This window comes from Nocardia sp. CC213A (genome assembly GCF_030766805.1).
In the GTDB taxonomy this organism is placed as follows: Bacteria; Actinomycetota; Actinomycetes; order Mycobacteriales; family Mycobacteriaceae; genus Nocardia; species Nocardia otitidiscaviarum.
Genome location: NZ_JASFXA010000001.1, coordinates 651,086 through 672,785 on the forward strand (window position 1 = coordinate 651,086; position 21,700 = coordinate 672,785).

Sequence of the window (21,700 nt, forward strand, 5' to 3'; positions counted from 1 at the left end):
CTAATCTGAAACACCGCAGAACGGGACAAATACCGCAGGACCGAAGAGAGAGGCGGGCGGGTCATCGGCGAGCGGGAAGCGGAGTTGGACCAGTGGTTTCGCGCGGAGGTCACCGCGACGACGCCGGGGGCGACCCGAGCCCGCGACGAACCGCTGACGCCGACCGGAACCCTCAGCGGCGCACGGTGTCTGGAGCTGTTCGACGCCCAGGCGACCAGTCGCCACCTGGACCTGGCGGCGCGCCGACTCGGCCGGGACGGCAACGGGTACTACAGCATCGGGTCCGCCGGGCACGAGGGCAATGTGGTGCTGGCGGCGGCGACACGGGTCGACGATCCGGCGCTGCTGCACTACCGATCGGGGGCCTTCTTCGTGCACCGGGCCGGACAGGTGGCGGGGACCGATCCCGTCCGCGATGTGCTGCTCGGTGTCGTGGCCGCGGCGGCCGATCCGATTTCCGGTGGGCGGCACAAGGTTTTCGGCAGCAAGGCCGCCGCGGTGATCCCGCAGACCTCGACCATCGCCTCCCAGCTGCCGCGCGCAGTGGGGTTGGCCTTCGCCCTCGAACGGGCGGCCAAGCTGGGAGTGGCGTGCGAGTGGCCGGCGGACGCGGTGGTGCTGTGCAGCTTCGGCGACGCCTCGGCCAATCACTCCACGGCGACGGGTGCCGTCAATGCCGCCGTGCACACCGCCCAGCAGGGCATCCCCATGCCCATCCTGTTCCTGTGCGAGGACAACGGCATCGGCATCAGCGTCCCCACCCCCGACCGGTGGATCGAGCACGCCTACGGATCCCGGCCCGGGCTGCGGTATTTCGCCGCCGACGGCTCGGATCTGCCGCAGGCCCTGGACACCGCGACGGCGGCCGTGGACTGGGTGCGGGAGCGGCGGCGGCCCGCCTTCCTGCACCTGCGCACGGTGCGGCTGCTCGGGCACGCCGGATCAGACGTGGAGGCGGCCTATCGGCGGCCCGCCGAGCTGTCGGCCGAGCTGCGACGCGACCCCGTGACGGCGACCGGGCGACTGCTGGTGGCCGCGGGCGTGGCCACGGCGAACGAGGTGATGCGCCGCTACGACGAGATCGGCGCGCGGGTGGCCGAGACCGCCGACAAGGTCCGGCACGAACCGAAACTGCTGACCGCGGAGATGGTCATGGAGCCGCTGGCTCCCGCCCGCCCCACCGTGGTCCGCACCGACGCGCTGCGTACGGCCGCCCCGTCGCCCCCCGGAGCCCGCCCGCGCACCGGGGTCGCGCGCCCGGACACGCGGCCCGCGCCGTCGGCCGCGGCCGACGGCGGGCACCCGATGACCTTGGCGCAGGCGGTGAATCGTACGCTCGCCGATCTGCTGGCCCGCGATCCGGACATCCTGGTATTCGGCGAAGACGTGGGCCGCAAGGGCGGCGTGTACGGCGTGACCAAGGGTTTGCAGCAGACCTTCGGCGCGCGTCGGGTTTTCGACACGCTGCTCGACGAGCAGTCCGTACTCGGCACCGCACTCGGCGCGGGACTGGCCGGATTCGTGCCGATCCCGGAGATCCAGTACCTCGCCTACGTCCACAACGCCGCCGACCAGCTGCGTGGCGAGGCGGCGACGCTGTCGTTCTTCTCCGCGGGCCGCTACCGCAATCCGCTCGTGGTCCGCATTGCCGGATACGCCTATCAGAAGGGCTTCGGCGGACATTTCCACAATGACAATTCCATTGCGGCACTGCGCGATATCCCCGGCGTCGTCATCGCGTCGCCGGCGCGCGCCGACGATGCGGCCGCCATGCTGCGCACCTGCGTCTCGGCGGCGCGGGTGGACGGCCGCGTCTGCGTCTTCCTGGAACCCATCGCGCTCTACCACACCCGCGACCTCTACCGGGACGGCGACGGCGGCTGGGCGGCCCCGATCACGAATCCGCGGCACGCGGAGATCGGGCGGGCGCGGGCGCACGGCACCGGAACGCATCTCACCATCGTCAGTTTCGCCAATGGCGTGCCCATGAGCCTGCGCGTGGCGCGCCGCCTGTCCGAGCGCGGTATCCATGCCCGGGTCGTGGATCTGCGCTGGCTCGCACCGCTGCCCGTGGACGATCTGCTCGACCATGCCCGCGCCAGCGGGCGGGTGCTCATCGCCGACGAAACCCGGCGCAGCGGCGGCATTTCCGAGGCGGTGTGCGCGGCCCTGCTCGACGGCGGCTTCGACGGACCCATCGCCCGCGTCACCAGTGCGGACAGTTTCATACCGCTCGGCCCCGCCGCGAATCTCGTTCTGCTGGACGAGATTCGAATCGAGGAGGCGGCTACCGCACTGCTGGCCCGGCAGTAGCGGCCCCGGATCAGTCATCCCGAATCGGCGGGCGTGGGCCGATGAGGGGGTGGTCCACGCCCGCCGATCGTCGACGCCGCTTGCCGGACGGCGTCCCCTGTGCCGATGAGGGGGCGGCACAAGCTCGCGTACTGCGCAGTGCACTATCTACGTAGTACGTACGTAGATAGTAAACAGATCGCGGCGGAACGCGCAACCACGTACTCCGCGAGCGCACGTACACTCGAGACGGTGGATGGGAGGTGTGGGTGAGCGCCGCGGTCTGTTCGATCGTGTTCGGCTTCGTCATCGCAGTCCTGGCCCCGCCACTCCTGCTCCGGAACGCCCGCACGGCGGCGTCACCGCGCGTGGCCCTGATGGCGTGGCTCGTCGCCATCGGACTCACGGCGCTGTCCTGGGCCGCCGCCATGATCGCCCTGATCGTGGATTTCCTCCACCACCGCCTGTTCCCGCTGAACCAGCCGATGATGGACGCCTGCATCAGCCAACTGCACGATGCCGCCGTCGGCGGCTACGGCGATGCGGTGCGGGTCGGCGCGTTCACCCTCGCTGCGCTCACGGTGGCGGCGGGAACGGTCCTGACGGTCCGCCTGGGCCGGTCGCTGTGGGAGGCGCGGAGCACCACCTTCACCCACGCGCGCATGGCACGGATCGCGGGGCGGCACAGCCATGAACTCGACGCGGTGGTCCTGGATGTGGACGAGCCCGCGGCGTACTGCGTGGCGGGCAAGCCGCATACCGTGGTGGTGACCCGTGGCGCACTCAGCGCGCTGGACGATCGCCAGGTCGAGGCGGTGCTGGCGCACGAGCGGGCGCATCTGGACGGACACCACCACCTGCTGCTCGCGGTGACGCGCGGACTGGCGACGGCACTGCCCCGCATCGGCCTGTTCACGACGGGAGCGCGTGAGGTGGCTCGACTGCTCGAACTGATCGCCGACGACGCGGCGGTCCGCAGTCACGGGCGCGGCACCGTGCTGCGCGCACTGCTCGCCCTCGCCGAGACCGAGGACGGTCCGGAGGGTGCCGCGGGAGCCGCCGAGACCGGGCTCGACCGCCGGATTCGGCGACTGAGCGGAATAGGGTGACCGCACCCACCGTTGCATGATCCGGGACAGGTGGCGTACCCTGACCCATATCCGCTCCGGGTGGTTGTAGGAATTTCTCCCACCGGCGGTCGACATCCCTTCTCCGGAGACCTTCGGCGAAATCTCTGTCGTCGTGCCACATCGCACGCGCCGCCGACTCGTCTCCCGCACTCCCTGCGAGGAAAACCCATGAACAACAACACATCTCAGCAGCCGAGCGAGACCGGACGCACTGTATCCGGAATCCTCGACAGCACCGACCAGCACGCCGGACTGCGCGTCCGGGGGTATCTGCCCGACGCCGCCGATATCCACGTGCCGAACCGACTGATTCGCGAAACACAGCTTCGACGTGGTGATTTCGTCACCGGTATCGCCGCGCCGCCGAGCGGCAACGGCAAATACGACCGCCTCACCGCGGTGACAGCGGTGAACGGGCAGGACCCGCGCCAGGCCGCGCATCGCCCACGTTTCGCGGACCTGACCCCGATCCACCCCAATCAGCGCCTACGCCTGGAAACCGAACCGCACGAACTCACCACGCGCGTCACCGATCTGGTCATGCCCATCGGCAAGGGCCAGCGCGCACTGATCGTCGCACCGCCCAAGGCGGGCAAAACCTCTGTGCTGCAATCGATCGCGCACGGTATCGCCAAGAACCACCCGGAGTGCGAGCTCATGCTCGTCCTGGTCGGCGAACGCCCCGAGGAGGTCACCGACCTGGCCCGTTCGGTGCCCGCCGATATCGCCGCCGCCACCTTCGATCGCGCGCCGCGCGAGCATGTGGCACTGGCCGAACTCGCCATCGAGCATGCGAAGCGACTGGCCGAAACCGGTCGCGACGTGGTGGTCCTGCTCGACTCCCTGACCCGGCTGGCCCGCGCCTACAACCTGGCCGCGCCGTCCTCGGGCCGGGTGCTGTCCGGCGGTGTGGACGCCGCCGCCCTGGCGCCCCCCAAGCGCTTCCTGGGCGCGGCCCGCAACTTCGAGGAGGGCGGGTCGCTCACCATTGTCGCGACCGCCCTCGTCGAAACCGGTTCCACCGCCGATTCGGTGATCTTCGAGGAGTACAAGGGCACCGGCAACGCCGAACTCAAACTCGACCGCGCCACCGCCGACCGCCGCGTGTTCCCGGCCATCGACATCGCCCGATCCTCCACGCGCCGAGACGAACTCCTGCTCACCGCCGATGAGCTGACCGCCACCGATCTGCTGCGCCGCACCCTGGCCGCGGTCGATACGCAGCCCACGGAACTGCTGCTCGAGGGGCTGCGGCAGACGCAGACCAACGCCGAATTCCTGGCTCAGCTCACCGCGCCGCGTCGCGCTGCCTGAGCCGCCGGTGCCGCGCCGTCACGCGCCACCACCCGCACCGCGCCGCGGTCCAGTCGGTAGAGCGCCAGGGCCGACAGCGCGCCGATCACCATGAGTCCGGCCCAGACCGCCCAGTCCACGCCCGCCGCGCGGGCCGCGCCCACCACCGCGCCGGTGGCCAGATTGCCGACCAGAATGCCCACGCCGACCACCGTGTTGTAGAAGCCGTAGTGGGTGGCCACCAGGCGATCTCCCGACAGCGATACGACGGTATCCATTTCGAAGGGAAAGACCGCCGCGGTGCCGACGGCGAGCACCGCGGCCGCGACCAGCAGGGCCGCCACGGCGGCCACCGAGCCGAGCCGGCCGGGACCGGGCACCAGCGCCAACGGCAGAAAGGCCGCCGCCAGCAGACCCATACCCACCACCAGGCCGCGACCGGTGCCCCAGCGGGTCCGGAACCAGGCCGTGATACGCAGTTGGCCCGCCACCGCGACCACACCCGAGATCACGAAGATGGCCGAGGTGAGGGTCTGCGCCCGATCCCCCGCCACGAACTCCGCCTGCAGCGGAAGCGCCAGGTACACCTGGAACGACAGCACGTAGGAGCCGATCATGGCCAGCGCGAAGGCCAGGAACCGGCGGTTGCGCACCACCACCCGCCAGTCCTCGAGTACGGAGGAGCGCTCGGTGCGCACCACCGCGCGGGCGGGCAGCGCGAACAGCTGCGCCACCGTCAACACCGCGAACACCACCGCCGAAGCGCCCGCGACCAGGCGGAAGTCCAAGGCCAACAACGCGAGTCCGACCAGCGGCCCGGCCAGAATGCCCGCCTGATAGAAAATGTTGAACACCGCGAACGCCTCCACGCGCCGCTCACCGGCCTCCGCCGCGAGGTAGGCGCGCACCGCCGGATTGAACAACGCGCCCGCGAACCCCGTCGCCGCCGAGGCGATCAACAGGGCCGGCAGCGAGGTCGCGAAGACCAGCAGGGCGAATCCCACGGTGCGCAGCAGACATCCGGCCACGATGAGCGGTTTGTATCCGAGCCGGTCGGCGAGGGTGCCGCCGAGCAGGAACATGCCCTGCTGGGAGAAGTTGCGCACACCGAGCACCAGGCCCACCGCCCACGCCGCCAAACCCAGTGGGCCGGCCAGGTATCCGGCCAGATACGGCATGAGCATGTAGAAGCCCAGATTGATACCGAACTGGTTGACCATCAACAGTCGGGCCGCGGCGTCGAAGCCGCGGAAGGTCGCCACGGCGCTCACGACAGCGCCTCCCGCGGATCGACCACAGCGGTGCAGCGGGTCCACGACCGCACCACGCACCGGTGCGGATGATCGATGGTCCGCGGCTCGGTGGGTGGAGTGTCGAGCAAACCGTGCTCCTCGCAATAGCTGTCGTTGTAGACCGTGTCGAAGTAGCGGTGCGGACCGTCGGGGAAGACCGCCGCGATCCGGGTCCCCGCCGGTCGGGTGCGGGCCGCCCAGCCCGCCACCAGGGCCGCCGCGCCGACACTCCAGCCGCCGCTGGCGTGATAGGCGGCGGCCAGTGCGCGGCAGGCCCACACGGCCTCGGCCGGTGCCACCCAATGGATTTCGTCGAAGGCTGCGTAGTCCACATTGCGCGGGTGGATGCTGGAGCCGAGGCCGCGCATGAGTCGCGGTCCGGCGGGTTGGCCGAAGATGGTGGAGGACACCGTATCCACGCCGATGAGGGTCAGGTCCGGATTGAACCGCCGCAGCACCCGCGCCACCCCGGCCGAGTGCCCACCGGTGCCGACCGCGCACACCAGCACGTCGATCCGGCCCAGTTGATCGGCCAGTTCCATTGCCAGGGAACTGTATCCATCCACATTGTCGGGGTTGCCGTACTGGTCCAGGCTCCCGGCTCGCGGGCGAGCAGCTCCGCCACCCGATCGCGCCGCGCCTGCTGCCAACCGCCCACCGGGTGCGGGTCCGGGACGAGTTCCACCCGGGCTCCGTACGCGGCGAGCATATTCGCCACGATCGGCTCCAAACCCGGATCGGTGACCACCGTCACCGGGTGCCGATACACCATTCCCGCCAGCGCCAACCCCAAACCGAGAGTGCCGCTGGTGGATTCGATGATCCGCGCGCCCGGGGCGAGGTCACCACGCTCGCGCGCCCGGCGCACCATGTGCAGCGCCGGGCGGTCCTTCATCCCGCCCGGATTGCATCCCTCCAACTTCGCCCAGAATCCGCGCCCGGCGGGAGCCAGTGGCTCCCCCACCCAGAGCACGGGCGTATTGCCCACCAGGGCGCGCGGTTGGCGGGCGGCTCCGGGAGCCGCGGCCGACCGGTCGAGCACAACCTTGTCCATGACTGTCGCTTTCTGTATCCGCCCGGGGGCGGCGAGACTGATGCGGGCAGCGGACACCGGCCGATGCGGTGATCGGCCTGGCGCTGACCGATCAGCGTCGGGAGATACAGAAGCGGGTCAACAGCGAGCGACCGGCGAGGGCGGGTAGCGGAGGCGGGCCGCGCACACCCCCGCACAGCCGCCAGGCCAGGACGGCCGCGAGCGCGAGCGCCGTCCAGTGCGGGAGCGCCGGAAGCTGTGGCACACCCGCCGCCAGCACCGGGGGCAGCGCCTGCTCACAGTGCTCGACGTCGGGAAGACACTGCGCCACCGTGTGGTCCAGAGGTGCACGGGCATCGGCGGCGGCTCCGGTGGCCAGGACGACCGCGGTATCGGCGGGTGAATGGGCGTGTCCGGCGGTTTCGACGAGTGCGCAGTCGATCAGCGGCACAATCAGCAGCAGCACGGCGATCAGTGCGGACAGCTGCCCACGAGAGCGCTGCCGTCCGCTCGACCTCACCGGGAATCGATGCCTTTCCGTACCGGAACAAACAATCTACTGCCTACGTACGTAGATAGTAGACATGATCGATCTCCGATGCGTAGAACCGGCCCTCAGGCGCGCTTACCGCGCGTGAACTTGCGCAGGGCGACCCGCAGCCCCTCGGACTCCTCCGGGCTCATCTGCTCCACGAAATGCGCGAGCACCAGCTCCGACCGACCGCCCGCACCCAGCGCGTCGCGCATGAGCCGGGCGCTGTACTGCTCGCGGCTCAGCGTGGGCCAGTAGTGATAGGCCTTGCCCACCCGCTCGCGGTCCAGCCATCCCTTGCGATGCAGATTGTCCATCGTGGACATGACGGTGGTGTAGGCGATGTCACGCACGGCGGTCAGCTCGTCGTACACCTCGCGAACACTCGTCCGCTCGGTGCGCTCCCAGACACGGTCCATGACGACCGCTTCCAAATCCCCGAAGCCTCGCCCAGCCATGTTGCCGACATCTCCTCACGTCACGGCGTCCGCCGGAACCTCAACCTACTGCCCGGTTGCGTAGATCTCGATCGTAAAGGGCGACGGAAACCCCCTCAACCGGAACCGGCGAGGAGAAACCCGACGCCGGGCACCCACTCCCGAACCCCGTCGGCCGATCCGGCTCCAACGCGGTGCCGGCCGCGTCGACTGCACCGCGCCCGAACCGGGAACCACCAGGCTGACGGCGATCTTCCTGGGTGTCACGGATGCCCCCCGATGCCACGGTATGGGGAACGACGCCGTGGTGTGGCCCAAGCGCGATATCACCGTCTGCATCACCCCCGTCTAGTCACCGGGCCGCGCGTATCCCGGGGACCCCGCTACTCGGCAAGGCGGTGACCGGCGTCGCGCAGCGCCGCCGTGGCATCGGGCAGGCGGTGGGACGGGACCAGGACCAGGTCGGCGTGATAGGTGGAGGCCACGAAGACCGGGACGGCGGCGTCCGCGAGCGGGGTGACGAGGGCGGCGAGCATGCCGGGGGTGTCGAGGGTGTGGGAGCCGTCGCCGTAGATGCCCTTCCAGATCTCGCCCTCCGCCCAGGGCGGGGCCTCACGAATCACGGTGAGGCCCTCGGGCGCTCGGACCAACGCGATCCATTCGTCGTCCTCGGGGAAGGTGGAGTGCGGCAGGTGCTCGATGACGAACTGGGAGGGGACGACGCTCAGGCGCTGGCTGCCGGTCATGGCGACATCGTAGGCGGGACCGGCGATCCGGACACGCTCCGGATCTGCGCTACAGCCACCGGGTGATCTTCTCGCCGGATGTTCCCGTCGTCCGCGACGATCGCGGCGACCTGCTCGCCACCCCGTACCCGGGGTCGTTCCTGACCTCGCCCGCGCCGAACGCGGGTGAGCTGGCGCGGCGGGCCGGCGCGCCGGTTCCGGTCGGTGCGATCCTGATGGAGCGCGCGACACGTGTGCTCGCGGTCGCGGCTCGGCACGGGGTACGCGATCTGGTGCTCGGGGCGTGGGGATGCGGAGTGTTCCGCAATGATCCCGCCGAGGTCGCGGCGGCGTTCGAAGGCGCGCTGACGTGTCACGGGGCCGCCTTCGAGCGGGTGGTCTTCGCGGTGTGGGATCACACGCCGGACTCGGCCGATCGGGCGGCCTTCACCGCCCGGTTCGCGGCCGCCGACGCCGAACCGTCATCGAATGTTTCGCCAGGTCAGGGCGACCGTTAACGACGGACGCACCGGAAAGTGATTACCGTGTCTTATGAGCGTGTCTCGTCGGCGGTTGCTACGGATCGGGGCCGCGGGTTCGGCAGCCGTGCTGGTGGGAACCTCGGCGGTGAGCAGTGGGCGGCTGCGCGCGCCGCGCTGGATCGGTGGTGATCCGTTCGCGTTGGGGGTGGCCTCGGGTGATCCGACGCCGGACGGTGTGGTGCTGTGGACGCGGCTGGCACCCGACCCGCTGGCACCGGACGGTCACGGCGGGATGGCGTTCGATCCGGTGACCGTGGACTACGAGGTCGCGCACGACGAGGGTTTCCGACAGGTGGTGGCGCGCGGCAGTGCCGTCGCGACCCGCGAACTCGCGCACAGCGTGCACCCGGAGGTGCGGGGGCTGGAGCCGGATCGCTGGTACTACTACCGATTTCGCGCCGGGTCGGCCCTGTCACCGGTCGGCCGCACCCGTACCGCTCCCCCGTTCGGGCGGGCCACCGCGCGGCTGCGGTTCGCCTTCGCCTCATGCCAGTCGTGGAGTTCCGGCTACTTCACCGCCTACGACCACATGAGCCGGGAGGATCTGGACCTGGTCGTCCATCTCGGCGATTACATCTACGAGCGCAGTTGGGCCAACGGTCGCGACGGGGTGCCGGCCAGTGCGGTATTCCGGACCGAGGCCGTCGATCTGACCGACTACCGCTTGCGCTACGCTCAGGTCAAGGCCGAGGCGCCGCTGCGCGCCGCGCACGCCGCCTTCCCGTGGCTGACCACCATGGACGATCACGAGGTCGACAACAACTGGGCGGGCGACTCCCCCGGCCTCGGATTCGACATCTACCGGCTGCCGTTCCTGTTCCGCCGCCGCAAGGCCGCCGCGTTCCAGGCCATGTACGAACATCAGCCGCTGCGTATCGAACAGCTGCCGAGTGGTCCGAACATCCTGCTGCACAGGCGGTTCCACTATGGAGATCTGGCGGATATCACCATGCTGGATACCCGTTCGTATCGGACGCCGCTGGCGTGCGGCGACGGCGACGTGGTCGTGGGATGCGATGAACGCGCCGCCGCCGACCGCACCATACTCGGTGCGCGGCAACGTGACTGGCTGCTGGACGGCCTGTCCGGCTCCCGAGCCCGCTGGCAGGTGCTGGGCAATCAGGTGTCCATGAGTCGCACCGACACCGATCCGGGTCCGGCGGTCGCCATGGGCACCGATGCCTGGGACGGCTATCTCGCCGACCGCGCCGCGGTGCTGGGCGCGGCCGCCGCGCGCGGCGTCGGCAATCTGGTGGTCATCACCGGCGACCGCCACCAGCACTGCGCCTCCGATCTGCGCCGCGACCACGGCGATCCGGAATCACCGGTGGTGGCCTCGGAATTCATCGGCACCTCGATCACCAGCGGTGGTGACGGCAGCGATGCGAGCCCCGGTGTCCGCCGTCTGATGGCGGCCAACCCGGATCTGAAGTTCAGCAACGCCCAACGTGGCTATGTCCGCGTCGAACTCGACAATGACCTGTGGCGCAGCGACTTTCGCGTCCTGCCCTATGTCCGCCGTCCCGACGCCCCCATCCACACGCGAGCCACCTATGTGGTGCAGAACGGCCTTCCCGGAGTCGTGGAAGCGTGGCGGCCCGATGCTCCGGACCCGTCCGCACCCGACACCGACGCTGGGCCGGACACCGATGCGGCCGGGCCGCGCTGAAATGCCCCGGCGGGCCTGGATTTCGCTACCGGTTCGCGGTCTCGACGTACTGTTTGATCCGGGTCAGCGTCTCGAGCATGCCGTCGCGGTTGGTCTTGCCGCGGGCCCAGCCCGCCAGCAGCCAGTACAGCCGCAGCACCGGTGAGTCGTGCAGCTGGAAGGATTCCGTGACCGCGGTGCCGCCGTCGACGGGCTCCAGGTGATAGCGCCAGGTATTGATCGGCATACCGCCGGGACCGAGCACGGTGAAGGCGAATTCCCGCCCGGGTTCGCAGTCGATGATGCGGCAGACGGTGGAGTACTTCAGCCCCCAGCCGTTGCGATTGACGCGACCGCGGAATTTCGCACCCACCGCGGGGCCGGTCGCCCCGCCGAGCCATTCCGCGCCGTAGGTTTCGGGGCTGAACCGCCCGACATCGGTGACATCGCTGATCACCTCCCAGATTCGTTCGGGAGGAGCCGCCATCTGGACCGTGACCGAATCTCGCACAGCCCGAGCCTACGTGCCGACCAGTCCCAACGGAATGTGAGCATTCCGGCACCCGACACGCGGGACGCTCACCTGATAATCACCTGAAAGCACGGCAAATCCGGCACTCTGATCGCTATCCGCGCGTTGATCGAGTAGAACGGCCGAGTCGGCCGTCAGGAAGGGAGTTACGCCATGGGCGCCATCGGAACCCTGCTCGGCCTGGTCGTAGGGGTGTTCCTGCTGCTCCTACTGGCCCGCCTGGTGCTGGATTGGATTGTCACCCTCTCGCAGAGCCCGTCGCCGGGAATCTACAAGGCACGCGATGTCACCCACCGCTTCTCCGAACCGGTGCTGGCTCCGGTCCGCAAGGTGCTGCCGCCGATCCGGGCGGGCGGCCTGCAGATCGACCTGGCGTTCACGGTGGTGTTCATCGTCGCGCTGGTGCTGTACAACATCCTCATCTAGTCACCCGCGATCCAACGGCAAGGGCCGGACATCCATCGGATGTCCGGCCCTGCTCGTCTCGGCGGACGTGCCTTACGGCAGCGGGCCGCCCGCGGCGATGGCCGACAGGGTGGCGAATTCGTCACCCTTGAGCGAGGCACCGCCGACCAGCGCGCCGTCGATATCGGTCTGGGAGACCAGCTCGCCGACGTTCTTGGCGTTCACCGAACCGCCGTAGAGGACACGCACCGACGCCGCGACCTCCGGATTCGCCAGTTCGGCCAGTTCGGCGCGGATGGCCCCGCACACCTCCTGGGCGTCGGCGGGAGTGGCGACCTTACCCGTGCCGATGGCCCACACCGGCTCGTAGGCGATGACGACCTTGGCGATGTCCTCGGCCGACAGCCCCTTCAGCGAACCGCGCAACTGCTCGAGGTTGTACTCGACGTGCGTCTGCGCCTCCCGCACACCCAGGCCCTCACCGATGCAGACGATCGGAGTCAGGCCGTGCTCCAGGGCCTTCTTGGCCTTGGCGAGCACGGTGGCGTCGTCCTCCAGGTGGTACTGACGCCGCTCGGAGTGGCCGACCACCACATAGGTGCAGCCCAGCTTGGCCAGCATGGCCGCGCTGATCTCGCCGGTGTACGCGCCCGACTCGTGGGTGGAGACGTCCTGCGCGCCGTAGGTGACGAGCAGTTTGTCGCCCTCCACCAGCGTCTGCACGCTGCGGATGTCGGTGAACGGCGGGATCACCGTCACGTCGACCTTGGCGAAGTACTTCTCCGGCAGGGCGAACGCGATCTTCTGCACCAGGGCGATGGCCTCGAGGTGATTGAGGTTCATCTTCCAGTTGCCCGCGATGAGCGGTTTACGCGCCATGATTCAGCCCTCCGCCGCGTCGTCGAGCACGGCGATACCGGGAAGTTCCTTGCCCTCCAGGTATTCCAGCGACGCGCCGCCGCCGGTGGAGATATGCGAGAAACCGTCGTCCGGCAGCCCCAGGGTGCGCACGGCCGCGGCCGAATCGCCACCGCCGACCACGGTGAACGCGCCCTTGCCGGTCGCCGTGGCAATCGCCTCGGCAACTCCGCGCGTACCCGCGGCGAACTTCTCGAACTCGAAGACGCCCATGGGACCGTTCCAGAACACCGTCTTGGCCTCGGTGAGCAACGCCGCGAAGCGGTTCACCGACTCCGGACCGATGTCCAGGCCCATCCAGCCATCGGGAATCTCGTTGGCGGGCACCACCTTTGACTCGGCATCGGCCGCGAAGGAGTCCGCGACGACGATATCCATCGGCAGGTGGATGACGTCGGCGTAGGTCTCCAGCAGCTTCTTGCAGGTGTCGACCATCTCCTCCTGCAGCAGCGAGGAGCCCACCGGGAGGCCCTGGGCGGCAAGGAAGGTGAAGCACATGCCACCGCCGATCACCAGGGTGTCGACCTTGGGCGCGAGCGCCTCGATGACCGCCAGCTTGTCGGAGACCTTGGAGCCGCCCAGTACCACCGCGTACGGTCGCTCGGCGTTCTCCGTGAGCTTCTTCAGCACCTCGGTCTCGGCCGCGACCAGGCCACCGGCGTAGTGCGGCAGCAGCTTCGCCACGTCGTACACCGACGCCTGCTTGCGGTGCACCACGCCGAAACCGTCGGAGACGAAAGCACCGTCGTCGCCGACCAACTCGACCAGTGCCGCCGCCAGCTTGGCCCGCTGCGCGTCGTCCTTGCTGGTCTCGCGGGCGTCGAAGCGCACGTTCTCCAGCAGCAGCACATCGCCGTCGGTGAGGCCCTCGGAGCGCGCGAGGGCGTCCTGGCCCACCACGTCACCGGCGAGCTGCACATTGCGGCCCAGCTCCTGCGCCAGCCGCTCGGCGACCGGGGCGAGGGAGAACTTCGGGTCCGGCTCACCCTTCGGGCGGCCCAGATGCGCGGTGACGACCACCTTCGCCCCCGCCTCGGCGAGAGCCTTGATGGTCGGTGCCGACGCGATGATGCGGCCCGGATCGGTGATGACGCCGTTGTCGAGGGGAACGTTCAGGTCTGAGCGCACCAGCACGCCCCGACCCTCGACACCCTCGCTCAACAGATCCTGGAGTGTCTTGATCGCCATAGGTTTACAGCGACTTGCCGACGAGGCCGATCAGGTCGGCCAGACGGTTGGAGTAGCCCCACTCGTTGTCGTACCACGAGGCGACCTTGACCTGATTGTCGATGACCTGGGTCAGCGGCGCGTCGTAGATGGAGGAGTGCGGGTCGGTCACGATGTCGGAGGAGACGATCGGATCGGTGTTGTACTTCAGGATGCCCTTCATCGGGCCCTCGGCGGCCGCCTTCATGGCAGCGTTGACCTCGTCGATCGAGGCGGCCTTGGCCAGGTCCACGGTGAGGTCGGTGAGCGAGCCGGTCGGGACCGGCACCCGCAGCGCGTAGCCGTTCAGCTTGCCGAGCAGCTCGGGCAGCACCAGGCCGATGGCCTTGGCGGCACCGGTGCCGGTCGGAACGATGTTCAGCGCGGCGGCACGGGCGCGACGCAGGTCGCTGTGCGGGCCGTCCTGGAGGTTCTGGTCCTGGGTGTAGGCGTGCACGGTGGTCATCAGACCGCGCTCGATACCGAAGGAGTCGTGCAGCACCTTCGCGATCGGCCCGAGGCAGTTGGTGGTGCAGGACGCGTTGGAGATGATGTTCTGCGAACCGTCGTACTTGTCGTCGTTGACGCCCATGACGATGGTGATGTCCTCGCCCTTGGCCGGGGCGGAGATGATGACCTTCTTCGCGCCCGCGGCCAGGTGCCCCTTGGCCTTGGTGGCGTCGGTGAAGATGCCGGTGGACTCCACGACCACGTCGACGCCCAGGTCGCCCCACGGCAGCGCCGCCGGGCCCTCCTTGATGGCCAGCGCCTTGATGCGCTGGTCGCCCACCACGATGGTGTCGTCGCCGTCGAGCGAGACGTCCTGCGGCAGCCGACCGAGGATCGAGTCGTACTTCAGCAGGGTTGCCAGCGTCGCGTTGTCGGTGAGGTCGTTGACCGCGACGATTTCGATGTCGGTGGTGCCGAGCGCCTTCTGCGCTTCGACCGCCCTGAAGAAGTTACGTCCGATGCGGCCGAAGCCGTTGATGCCTACCCGGACAGTCACGTTATCGCTCCTCAGTTGTGTCGCGGAATTGCGTCGCGGAATCTTTTCCGTTGCCTACTAACCCTAAACCCGGCGGGGAACATCACAGAAACACCCCCGGGGATGTGAACTCCCATCCCGACCGGGGGTGTTCCCAGCTCACCGACTACCGAACGGTCCGTCTCACGCGTCCTCGAGCAGTTCGGCGGTGACGGCGGATTCGGTATCGGGCACGCCGAGCTCCTTGGCGCGGCGGTCCGCCATCGACAGCAGTCGCCGAATACGGCCCGCCACAGCGTCCTTCGTCATGGGCGGATCGGCGAGCTGGCCCAGCTCCTCCAGCGACGCCTGCCGGTGCAGCACGCGCAGCTTGCCCGCGGCGGCCAAGTGGTCCGGCACGTCGTCGCCGAGGATCTCCAGCGCGCGTTCCACCCGGGCCGCGGCGGCGACGGCGGCACGGGCCGAGCGGCGCAGATTGGCGTCGTCGAAATTCGCCAGGCGGTTGGCGGTGGCCCGGACCTCGCGGCGCATCCGCCGCTCCTCCCAGGTCAACCGGGTGTCCTGCGCGCCCATCCGGGTGAGCAGCGCGCCGATGGCCTCGCCGTCGCGCACCACCACGCGATCGGTGCCGCGCACCTCGCGCGCCTTGGCGGAGATGCCCATGCGGCGGGCCGCGCCCACCAGCGCGAGCGCCGCCTCCGGTCCCGGGCAGCTCACCTCGAGGGCCGAGGAGCGTCCCGGTTCGGTCAGCGACCCGTGCGCGAGAAACGCTCCGCGCCAGGCCGCTTCGGCATCGGAGATGCTGCCGCCGACCACCTGCGCGGGCAAACCCCGAACCGGCCGACCGCGCACATCCAGCAATCCGGTCTGCCGGGCGAGCGCCTCGCCCTCCTTGGAAACTCGTACTACATACCGGGAGGTTTTGCGCAGTCCGCCCGCGCCGAGCACGTGCACATCCGAGCCGTAGCCGTACAGCTCGAAGATCTCGCGGCGCAGCCGACGCGCGATGGAACCCATGTCCACCTCCGCTTCGACGATCACCCGACCGCCCACGATGTGCAGTCCACCAGCGAACCGGAGTAGTGCGGACAACTCGGCCTTGCGCGAACTCACCTGTGACACGGTGAGTCGGCTCAGCTCGTCCTTCACTTCCGCTGTCATCGCCACGAGACGCGCTCCTTTCCACCCAACCCGGACCGCACGTGCTGGCCCATACGCCGTCCTTCGCTTCGAAGCCCTGCCAGTTCCGGCCGAGGCTGCCGGATCACCTGATCCAATGCGGCGGCAAGCTTTCCGGGGTGGTGCCGGTCCGTCCCCGCCTCGGCGACATCAGCGAAGGTTACTCGTGCTCGCAGCTGTTCGGCAGCTCTTGCCACATGTTCGCGTTCCCTACCCTCCGGTACGGAGCCGGAATCGACCACAATATCGTCGACTGTGAAATCCGGTGCGTGCTGGGACAATACATGCAGGTGCCGCTCCGCGGAGAATCCGGCCGTTTCGCCCGGTTCGGCGGCGAGGTTGAGCACCAAGATCTTCCGACCTCGCGTGTGCACCAGCGCGTCGTGCAGTTCCGGCACCAGCACATGCGGAATCACGCTGGTGAACCAGCTGCCGGGGCCCAGAACGACGACATCCGCGTGCTCGATCGCGGAGGTCGCCTCCGGGCAGGCGGGCGGATCGGACGGGATCAATCGGACACGTCGCACCTTGCCCGGCGTGGTCGCCACCGCCACCTGACCGCGAATGCAGCGACTCACGCGCGGATCGGCCTCCAACCCCGCCACATCCGCCTCGATGGTGAGCGCGAGCGGCGACATCGGTAGCACTCTGCCTGTGATGCGCAGAATTCTTCCCGCCTCGTCGAGCGCCGCGACCGGATCACCGAGCTCCTCGGTGAGGCCCGCCAGGATCAGATTGCCCACCGAATGCCCGGCCAGCGCGCCCGTCCCGCCGAAGCGGTGTTGCACGGTGCGCGCCCAGACGCCGTCGGGCTCCTCGGCCAGTGCCGCGAGGGCCATGCGCAGATCTCCCGGGGGCAGCATGCTCAACTCGGCGCGCAGCCGACCCGAGGAGCCACCGTCATCGGAGACCGTCACCACCGCCGTGATCTTGCGGGTGAGCCGACGGACCGCCGTCAGGGTCGCGTACAGCCCGTGTCCACCACCCAGCGCGACGATCGCCGGGTTCGTCTCCCGCCCGCTCATTCTCGCCCCAGGTCCCGATGCACCACGCGGACCACGTCCACCGAACCGTTGTCGACGTCGTCACCGAGCAGTCCGCCCAGCGCCTCCGCTATCGCCACGCTGCGGTGCTTGCCACCGGTGCAGCCCACTGCCACGGTCATGTATCGCTTCCCCTCTTGACGGTAGCCGTCGGTGGTGAGGTCGATGAGGTGCCGGCAGGTGCTCAGGTAGTCCCGCGCGCCCCGCTGCGCCAACACATACTCGCTCACCTCGGCGTCCTGTCCGGTCTGTTCGCGGAGTTCCGGCACCCAATGCGGATTGGGCAGAAAACGCACATCCAACACCATGTCCGCGTCCAGGGGAACTCCGTACTTGAAACCGAACGATTGGACGGTCAGTTGCAGGGCGGTGGGCGTACCGCCGCCGTAGACCTCCTCGAGCCGCCGGTGCAACTGGTGCACCGACAGCGCGGTGGTGTCGATGACCACGTCGGCGGCGGTCTTGACCGAGGCCAGCCGACGCCGTTCCGCGGCGATGCCCTCGGACAGCGTGCCGTCAGCGCTCTCACTCTGTAGAGGATGCCGCCGGCGGGCGAAGCCGAAACGTCGAATCAGCACATCATCGGACGCTTCGAGGAACAGGATGCGGGTGCGCACGCCCGCGCCGCGCAACTGCTCGGTCACGGCCGAGAGGTCACCGGTGAAGAACCGGCTGCGCACATCCATGACCAGGGCCAGCTTGCGAATGGGGGGATCGGCCGAGGCGCCGAGTTCGACCAGCCGGGCGATCAGCTCGGGAGGCAGATTGTCGGCCACGTACCAGCCGAGGTCCTCGAGCACGCGGGCCGCGGTGCCGCGGCCCGCACCGGATAGTCCGGTGACGATGACGACCTCGACGGGCGCGGCGGGAACATCGTCGGGGGTTACTGTCGTCGGGGCACTGTCCGCTGTACTACTGGATTCGACGCGCGTCATGTCCTACCGGGGTTCGTGTCTGGGCGTTGCCTCGATCATGCTGCACCGATCACCGATCCGACATCGCGACACGCCGATGTGCGGCGACCGTCACGCCGGGCGTGTCCCTTTCGGGCGGGTTACTCCGCGTCGCCGACACGTATTTCCTGGTCACGCCTTTCCCGGCCCGACCGTTCCTGGTCGGACCCCTCCTGGTCGCCGGCCTCCTGGTCGCGGTCGCCGCGCAGGGCGGACAGCACCGCCGTAGCCGTCGCCACGCCGATGCCCGGGACCTCGATGATCTCCTCCACCGTAGCCTGCTTCAGTTTGGCGACCGATCCGAAGTGGGTCACCAGCGCCGTTTTGCGGGTCGAACCGAGACCCGGCACCGCGTCGAGGGCGGATTCGGTCATACGGCGGGAGCGCTTGCTGCGGTGAAACGTGATGGCGAAGCGGTGCGCCTCGTCGCGCACCCGCTGCAGCAGGTACAGCGATTCACTGGTGCGCGGCATGATCACCGGGTCGGGCTCGTTCGGCACCCACACCTCCTCGAGGCGCTTGGCCAGACCGATCACCGCGACGTCGGTGATGCCGAGTTCGTCGAGCACCTCGGCGGCGGCGTTGACCTGGGGGGCGCCGCCGTCGACCACGTACAGGTTGGGCGGATAGGCGAAGCGGCGCGGCCTACCGGTCTTCGGGTCGATGCCGGGCAGACTGGAATCGATTGTCTCGGTGTCGGATTCGAGTTCGGACGCGGCGGCGGCATCGAGGTCCCGGCGCAGTTTGGCGAAACGCCGCCGGGTCACCTCGGCGATGCTGGCCACATCGTCGGAGCGCCCCTCCCCGGCCGCCTCCTTGATGGCGTAGTGGCGGTACTCCGACTTACGAGGCAGCCCGTCCTCGAACACCACCAGCGAGGCCACCACATCGGTGCCCTGCACATGGGAGATGTCCACGCACTCGATGCGCAGCGGGGCGCTGTCCAGATCGAGGGCGTCCTGAATGCCCTGCAATGCCGCCGAGCGGGCGGTCAGGTCGCCGGCGCGCTTGAGCTTGTGCTGGGCCAGCGCTTCCATGGCATTGCGCTGCACGGTCTCCGCCAGGGCCTTCTTGTCGCCGCGCTGGGGCACCCGCAGCTGCACGGCCGAACCGCGCAGGCCCGACAGCCACTGCTGCACCTGCTCGGCGTCGCCGGGCAGGGCCGGAACCAGCACCTCGCGCGGGACCACGGCACCGGGATGCTCGTCACCGGACTGGGCGGCCACCGCCGACTGCTCACCGTAGAACTGGGTGAGGAACTGCTCGACCAGCGCCGGCAGCTCTCCCCCGGCCGCCGCACCGCCGTGTCCGCTACGACCCGAGTCGGAGCCCTCCGTGGTTGCGCGGCCTGCCGCCTCCGGGCCCGACCAGCTCAGGTCGAGGGCGTCACCCGATTTGTCCACCACCCAGCCGCGCTGCCCGCGTACCCGCCCGTCGCGCACGTGGAAGATCTGCACCGCGACCTCGAGTTCGTCGAGGGCGAAGTTGACGACGTCGGCGTCGGTGCCGGTGCCGAGCACCACGGCCTGCTTCTCCAGCGCCCGCCGCAGCGCCTGCACATCGTCGCGCAGCCGGGCGGCGGTCTCGAAGTCGAGTTCCTCGGCCGCGGCGTGCATGCGCTTCTCGAGGTCCTTGACGAGTTTGTCGGTCTTGCCGGAGAGGAAGTCGCAGAAGTCCTCCACGATCTGCCGGTGCTCGGCCGCATTCACCCGGCCGATGCACGGCGCGGAGCACTTGTCGATGTAGCCGAGCAGGCAGGGCCGCCCGATCTGGCTGTGCCGCTTGAAGACTCCATTCGAACACGTGCGCACCGGGAACACCCGCAGCAGCAGATCCAGCGTCTCGCGAATGGCCCAGGCGTGCGCGTACGGCCCGAAATAGCGCACCCCCTTCTTGCGCGCGCCCCGGTACACGAAGACCCGCGGGTACTCCTCGTCGAGGCTGACCGCCAGCACCGGATACGACTTGTCGTCCCGGTAGCGCACGTTGAAGCGCGGATCGAACTCCTTGATCCAGTTGTATTCCAGCTGAAGGGCTTCCACCTCCGTGGACACCACCGTCCACTCCACGCTGGCGGCGGTGGTGACCATCTGCCGGGTGCGCGGATGCAACGACGCCACATCGGCGAAATAGGAGTTGAGCCGACTGCGCAGGCTCTTGGCCTTGCCGACGTAGATGACCCGCTTGTGCGCGTCCCGGAACTTGTACACGCCGGGTTCGACAGGAATGGTGCCCGGGGCGGGCCGGTACGTCGCGGGATCTGCCACGGCACCAAGGTTACTGATCCGGTCCGACAGCACACGACGCCTCGGCCCGAACCGGGGCGGTCGCGACAGCGCCCGACCCCGCCACCGGCCGGGCCAGCGCCCAGACGAGCAGCGCGCCCAGCGCGTAGGCCGCACCGAGACCGCAGGAAGCGGACCAGCCCCAGGTGCCGTACGCCCAGGTGGTCGTTACCGCTCCCAGCGCGGAGCCCAGGGAATAGCAGGCCATGTAGCCGCCGATGACGACGCCGGTCCGATCCGGCCGCGCCGCGGTCAGCAGGTGCTGGTTGCCGACATGAACGACCTGCACGGCGAAGTCGAGCACGACCACACCGATGACGAGCGGCCACAGCGTCGCCTCGGTACGGGCGATGAGCAGCCAGGAGGCGGCCAGCAGCACCAGCGCCCCTCCGGTGATCGCCTGCGCGTGACCGGAATCGGCCCACCGGCCCGCGCGGGCGGCGCCGACCGCACCGGCCAGTCCGGCCAGCCCGAACAGACCGATCTGCGTGGTGCCGAGGTGCCAGGGCGCCGCGCCCAGCGGCAGCGCCAGCCCGCTCCACAGGGTGCCGAAGGAGGCGAAGAGGAACAGCGCGATGAGCCCCCGGCTCCGGAACAGCCGATCGGTGCGGGCGAGCCGTCCCATCGAGGCCAGCACCTGCCCGTAGCGCGCCGCGAGGGAGGGGCGATCGTCGTCGAGCGTGGCGCGGACGACGATCGCGAGCGTCGCGCACAGGACGGCGAGCACCGCGTAGACGGCCCGCCAGCCGACGGTGTCGCCCAGCGCGCCCGCGAGGACGCGAACGCCGAGGATGCCGATCACCACGCCCGAGGTGACCGCCCCGATGGTGCGGCCGCGCTCGCCCGGCGCGGAGACCGCCGCGGCGTACGCGACTGTCACCTGCACCACCACCGCGAACAGGCCCGCGAACGCCAGCCCCGCCAGTGCGACGACGCCGGTCGGGGCGACGGCCACGACGGCGGTCCCGACCGCGTTGAGCAGCAACTGACCGGCGATGAGCCGACGACGATTCATCATGTCGCCGAGCGGAACCAGCAGGACGAGGCCGGCGAAGTAGCCGATCTGCCCGGCCGCGACCAGCGCACCCACCGACTCGTGCGACATGCCGAGGTCGGCGCCCGCCGACTCCAGTACCGGCTGTATCGCGTAGACGGTGGATACGGCCACCGCGCACACCAGGGCCAGGACGAAACGTCGCTCCCTCGTCACTCCTCCTACGGCCACTACGCCTCCTTGATTAGTAGCAATGTGAAACCGTTTGAGCATAGG

General features: G+C 69.3%; 19 protein-coding genes and 1 pseudogene. 6 read left to right on the forward strand and 14 right to left on the reverse strand.

Annotated elements, in window-relative coordinates:
- The first annotated feature begins 84 nt into the window (after positions 1-84).
- The 3 genes from QJS31_RS03090 (at position 85) to QJS31_RS03100 (ending at position 4,736) form a co-directional block, all read left to right on the forward strand.
- Positions 85-2,313, forward strand: a complete 2,229-nt coding sequence (locus QJS31_RS03090; protein ID WP_372341735.1) for a thiamine pyrophosphate-dependent enzyme — start codon at positions 85-87, stop codon at positions 2,311-2,313.
- A gap of 248 nt (positions 2,314-2,561) precedes the next feature.
- Entirely contained in the window at positions 2,562-3,401 is an 840-nt protein-coding gene (locus QJS31_RS03095) for a M56 family metallopeptidase (RefSeq protein WP_282783858.1), read from the forward strand.
- Between the two features lie 189 nt (positions 3,402-3,590).
- A complete protein-coding gene (locus QJS31_RS03100; protein WP_372341736.1) occupies positions 3,591-4,736 on the forward strand; it encodes a transcription termination factor Rho, short form in 1,146 nt (381 codons plus the stop codon).
- Here the strand turns inward: QJS31_RS03100 and QJS31_RS03105 are convergent.
- The 5 genes and pseudogenes from QJS31_RS03105 to QJS31_RS03125 all read right to left on the reverse strand — a co-directional run bounded on the left by QJS31_RS03105 (position 4,706) and on the right by QJS31_RS03125 (position 8,755).
- Positions 4,706-5,986, reverse strand: coding sequence for an MFS transporter (locus QJS31_RS03105; protein WP_282783856.1), 1,281 nt, complete (start codon positions 5,984-5,986; stop codon positions 4,706-4,708). The two genes, QJS31_RS03100 and QJS31_RS03105, sit on opposite strands and share 31 nt — an antisense overlap.
- Positions 5,983-7,061, reverse strand: a pseudogene (locus QJS31_RS03110) (PLP-dependent cysteine synthase family protein). Before QJS31_RS03110 ends, QJS31_RS03105 begins: the two are co-directional and overlap by 4 nt.
- A gap of 91 nt (positions 7,062-7,152) precedes the next feature.
- Entirely contained in the window at positions 7,153-7,560 is a 408-nt protein-coding gene (locus QJS31_RS03115; protein WP_282783854.1) for a hypothetical protein, read from the reverse strand.
- 95 nt (positions 7,561-7,655) lie between these two features.
- Positions 7,656-8,030 (reverse strand): BlaI/MecI/CopY family transcriptional regulator, encoded by a 375-nt coding sequence (locus QJS31_RS03120; protein WP_282783852.1) that lies wholly within the window; start codon positions 8,028-8,030, stop codon positions 7,656-7,658.
- 362 nt (positions 8,031-8,392) lie between these two features.
- Positions 8,393-8,755 carry an ACT domain-containing protein gene (locus QJS31_RS03125; RefSeq protein ID WP_282783850.1) on the reverse strand — a complete coding sequence of 121 codons (363 nt, stop codon included), beginning with the start codon at positions 8,753-8,755 and terminating at the stop codon, positions 8,393-8,395.
- Positions 8,756-8,799: 44 nt separating this feature from the next.
- Here QJS31_RS03125 and QJS31_RS03130 point away from each other — a divergent pair, with 44 nt between their 5' ends.
- The gene (locus QJS31_RS03130; RefSeq protein ID WP_282783862.1) at positions 8,800-9,252 is read left to right on the forward strand and encodes a TIGR02452 family protein; all 453 of its coding nucleotides are present in this window, start codon (positions 8,800-8,802) and stop codon (positions 9,250-9,252) included.
- Between the two features lie 34 nt (positions 9,253-9,286).
- A complete protein-coding gene (locus tag QJS31_RS03135) occupies positions 9,287-10,945 on the forward strand; it encodes an alkaline phosphatase (protein ID WP_282783848.1) in 1,659 nt (552 codons plus the stop codon).
- A 25-nt stretch (positions 10,946-10,970) separates the two neighbouring features.
- Here QJS31_RS03135 and QJS31_RS03140 read toward each other — a convergent pair whose 3' ends face one another.
- The gene (locus QJS31_RS03140; protein ID WP_282783846.1) at positions 10,971-11,435 is read right to left on the reverse strand and encodes an SRPBCC family protein; all 465 of its coding nucleotides are present in this window, start codon (positions 11,433-11,435) and stop codon (positions 10,971-10,973) included.
- A gap of 174 nt (positions 11,436-11,609) precedes the next feature.
- Here QJS31_RS03140 and QJS31_RS03145 point away from each other — a divergent pair, with 174 nt between their 5' ends.
- A complete protein-coding gene (locus QJS31_RS03145) occupies positions 11,610-11,882 on the forward strand; it encodes a YggT family protein (RefSeq protein ID WP_029924499.1) in 273 nt (90 codons plus the stop codon).
- A 72-nt stretch (positions 11,883-11,954) separates the two neighbouring features.
- Here QJS31_RS03145 and tpiA read toward each other — a convergent pair whose 3' ends face one another.
- The 8 genes from tpiA to QJS31_RS03185 form a co-directional block, all read right to left on the reverse strand.
- Positions 11,955-12,740 (reverse strand): triose-phosphate isomerase, encoded by a 786-nt coding sequence (gene tpiA / locus QJS31_RS03150; RefSeq protein WP_143981479.1) that lies wholly within the window; start codon positions 12,738-12,740, stop codon positions 11,955-11,957.
- 3 nt (positions 12,741-12,743) lie between these two features.
- Positions 12,744-13,967 carry a phosphoglycerate kinase gene (gene pgk / locus QJS31_RS03155; RefSeq protein ID WP_282781777.1) on the reverse strand — a complete coding sequence of 408 codons (1,224 nt, stop codon included), beginning with the start codon at positions 13,965-13,967 and terminating at the stop codon, positions 12,744-12,746.
- Between the two features lie 4 nt (positions 13,968-13,971).
- Complete coding sequence (gene gap, locus QJS31_RS03160; RefSeq protein WP_282781779.1) at positions 13,972-14,991, reverse strand: type I glyceraldehyde-3-phosphate dehydrogenase; 1,020 nt, start codon at positions 14,989-14,991, stop codon at positions 13,972-13,974.
- Positions 14,992-15,153: 162 nt separating this feature from the next.
- On the reverse strand, positions 15,154-16,137 hold the full coding sequence (gene whiA / locus QJS31_RS03165; RefSeq protein WP_029924495.1) for a DNA-binding protein WhiA: 984 nt from the start codon (positions 16,135-16,137) through the stop codon (positions 15,154-15,156).
- Positions 16,128-17,174: a uridine diphosphate-N-acetylglucosamine-binding protein YvcK gene (gene yvcK, locus QJS31_RS03170; protein ID WP_282781782.1), complete on the reverse strand. Its 1,047-nt coding sequence runs from the start codon at positions 17,172-17,174 to the stop codon at positions 16,128-16,130. The genes whiA and yvcK overlap by 10 nt, the downstream gene beginning before the upstream one ends.
- Positions 17,171-18,127, reverse strand: coding sequence for an RNase adapter RapZ (gene rapZ, locus QJS31_RS03175; RefSeq protein WP_282781784.1), 957 nt, complete (start codon positions 18,125-18,127; stop codon positions 17,171-17,173). Before rapZ ends, yvcK begins: the two co-directional genes overlap by 4 nt.
- A 119-nt stretch (positions 18,128-18,246) precedes the next feature.
- Positions 18,247-20,412 carry an excinuclease ABC subunit UvrC gene (gene uvrC / locus QJS31_RS03180; RefSeq protein ID WP_306355879.1) on the reverse strand — a complete coding sequence of 722 codons (2,166 nt, stop codon included), beginning with the start codon at positions 20,410-20,412 and terminating at the stop codon, positions 18,247-18,249.
- Positions 20,413-20,422: 10 nt separating this feature from the next.
- Complete coding sequence (locus QJS31_RS03185) at positions 20,423-21,640, reverse strand: MFS transporter (protein ID WP_306355880.1); 1,218 nt, start codon at positions 21,638-21,640, stop codon at positions 20,423-20,425.
- Between the last annotated feature and the right edge of the window lie 60 nt (positions 21,641-21,700).

Coding starts and splice junctions, on each gene's coding strand:
- tpiA (WP_143981479.1), bottom strand. CDS start 12,740: ATGGCGCGTAAACCGCTCATCGCGGGCAACTGGAAGATGAACCTCAAT.
- yvcK (WP_282781782.1), bottom strand. CDS start 17,174: ATGAGCGGGCGGGAGACGAACCCGGCGATCGTCGCGCTGGGTGGTGGA.
- QJS31_RS03135 (WP_282783848.1), top strand. CDS start 9,287: ATGAGCGTGTCTCGTCGGCGGTTGCTACGGATCGGGGCCGCGGGTTCG.
- QJS31_RS03100 (WP_372341736.1), top strand. CDS start 3,591: ATGAACAACAACACATCTCAGCAGCCGAGCGAGACCGGACGCACTGTA.
- QJS31_RS03120 (WP_282783852.1), bottom strand. CDS start 8,030: ATGGCTGGGCGAGGCTTCGGGGATTTGGAAGCGGTCGTCATGGACCGT.
- pgk (WP_282781777.1), bottom strand. CDS start 13,967: ATGGCGATCAAGACACTCCAGGATCTGTTGAGCGAGGGTGTCGAGGGT.
- rapZ (WP_282781784.1), bottom strand. CDS start 18,127: ATGACGCGCGTCGAATCCAGTAGTACAGCGGACAGTGCCCCGACGACA.
- QJS31_RS03145 (WP_029924499.1), top strand. CDS start 11,610: ATGGGCGCCATCGGAACCCTGCTCGGCCTGGTCGTAGGGGTGTTCCTG.
- QJS31_RS03125 (WP_282783850.1), bottom strand. CDS start 8,755: ATGACCGGCAGCCAGCGCCTGAGCGTCGTCCCCTCCCAGTTCGTCATC.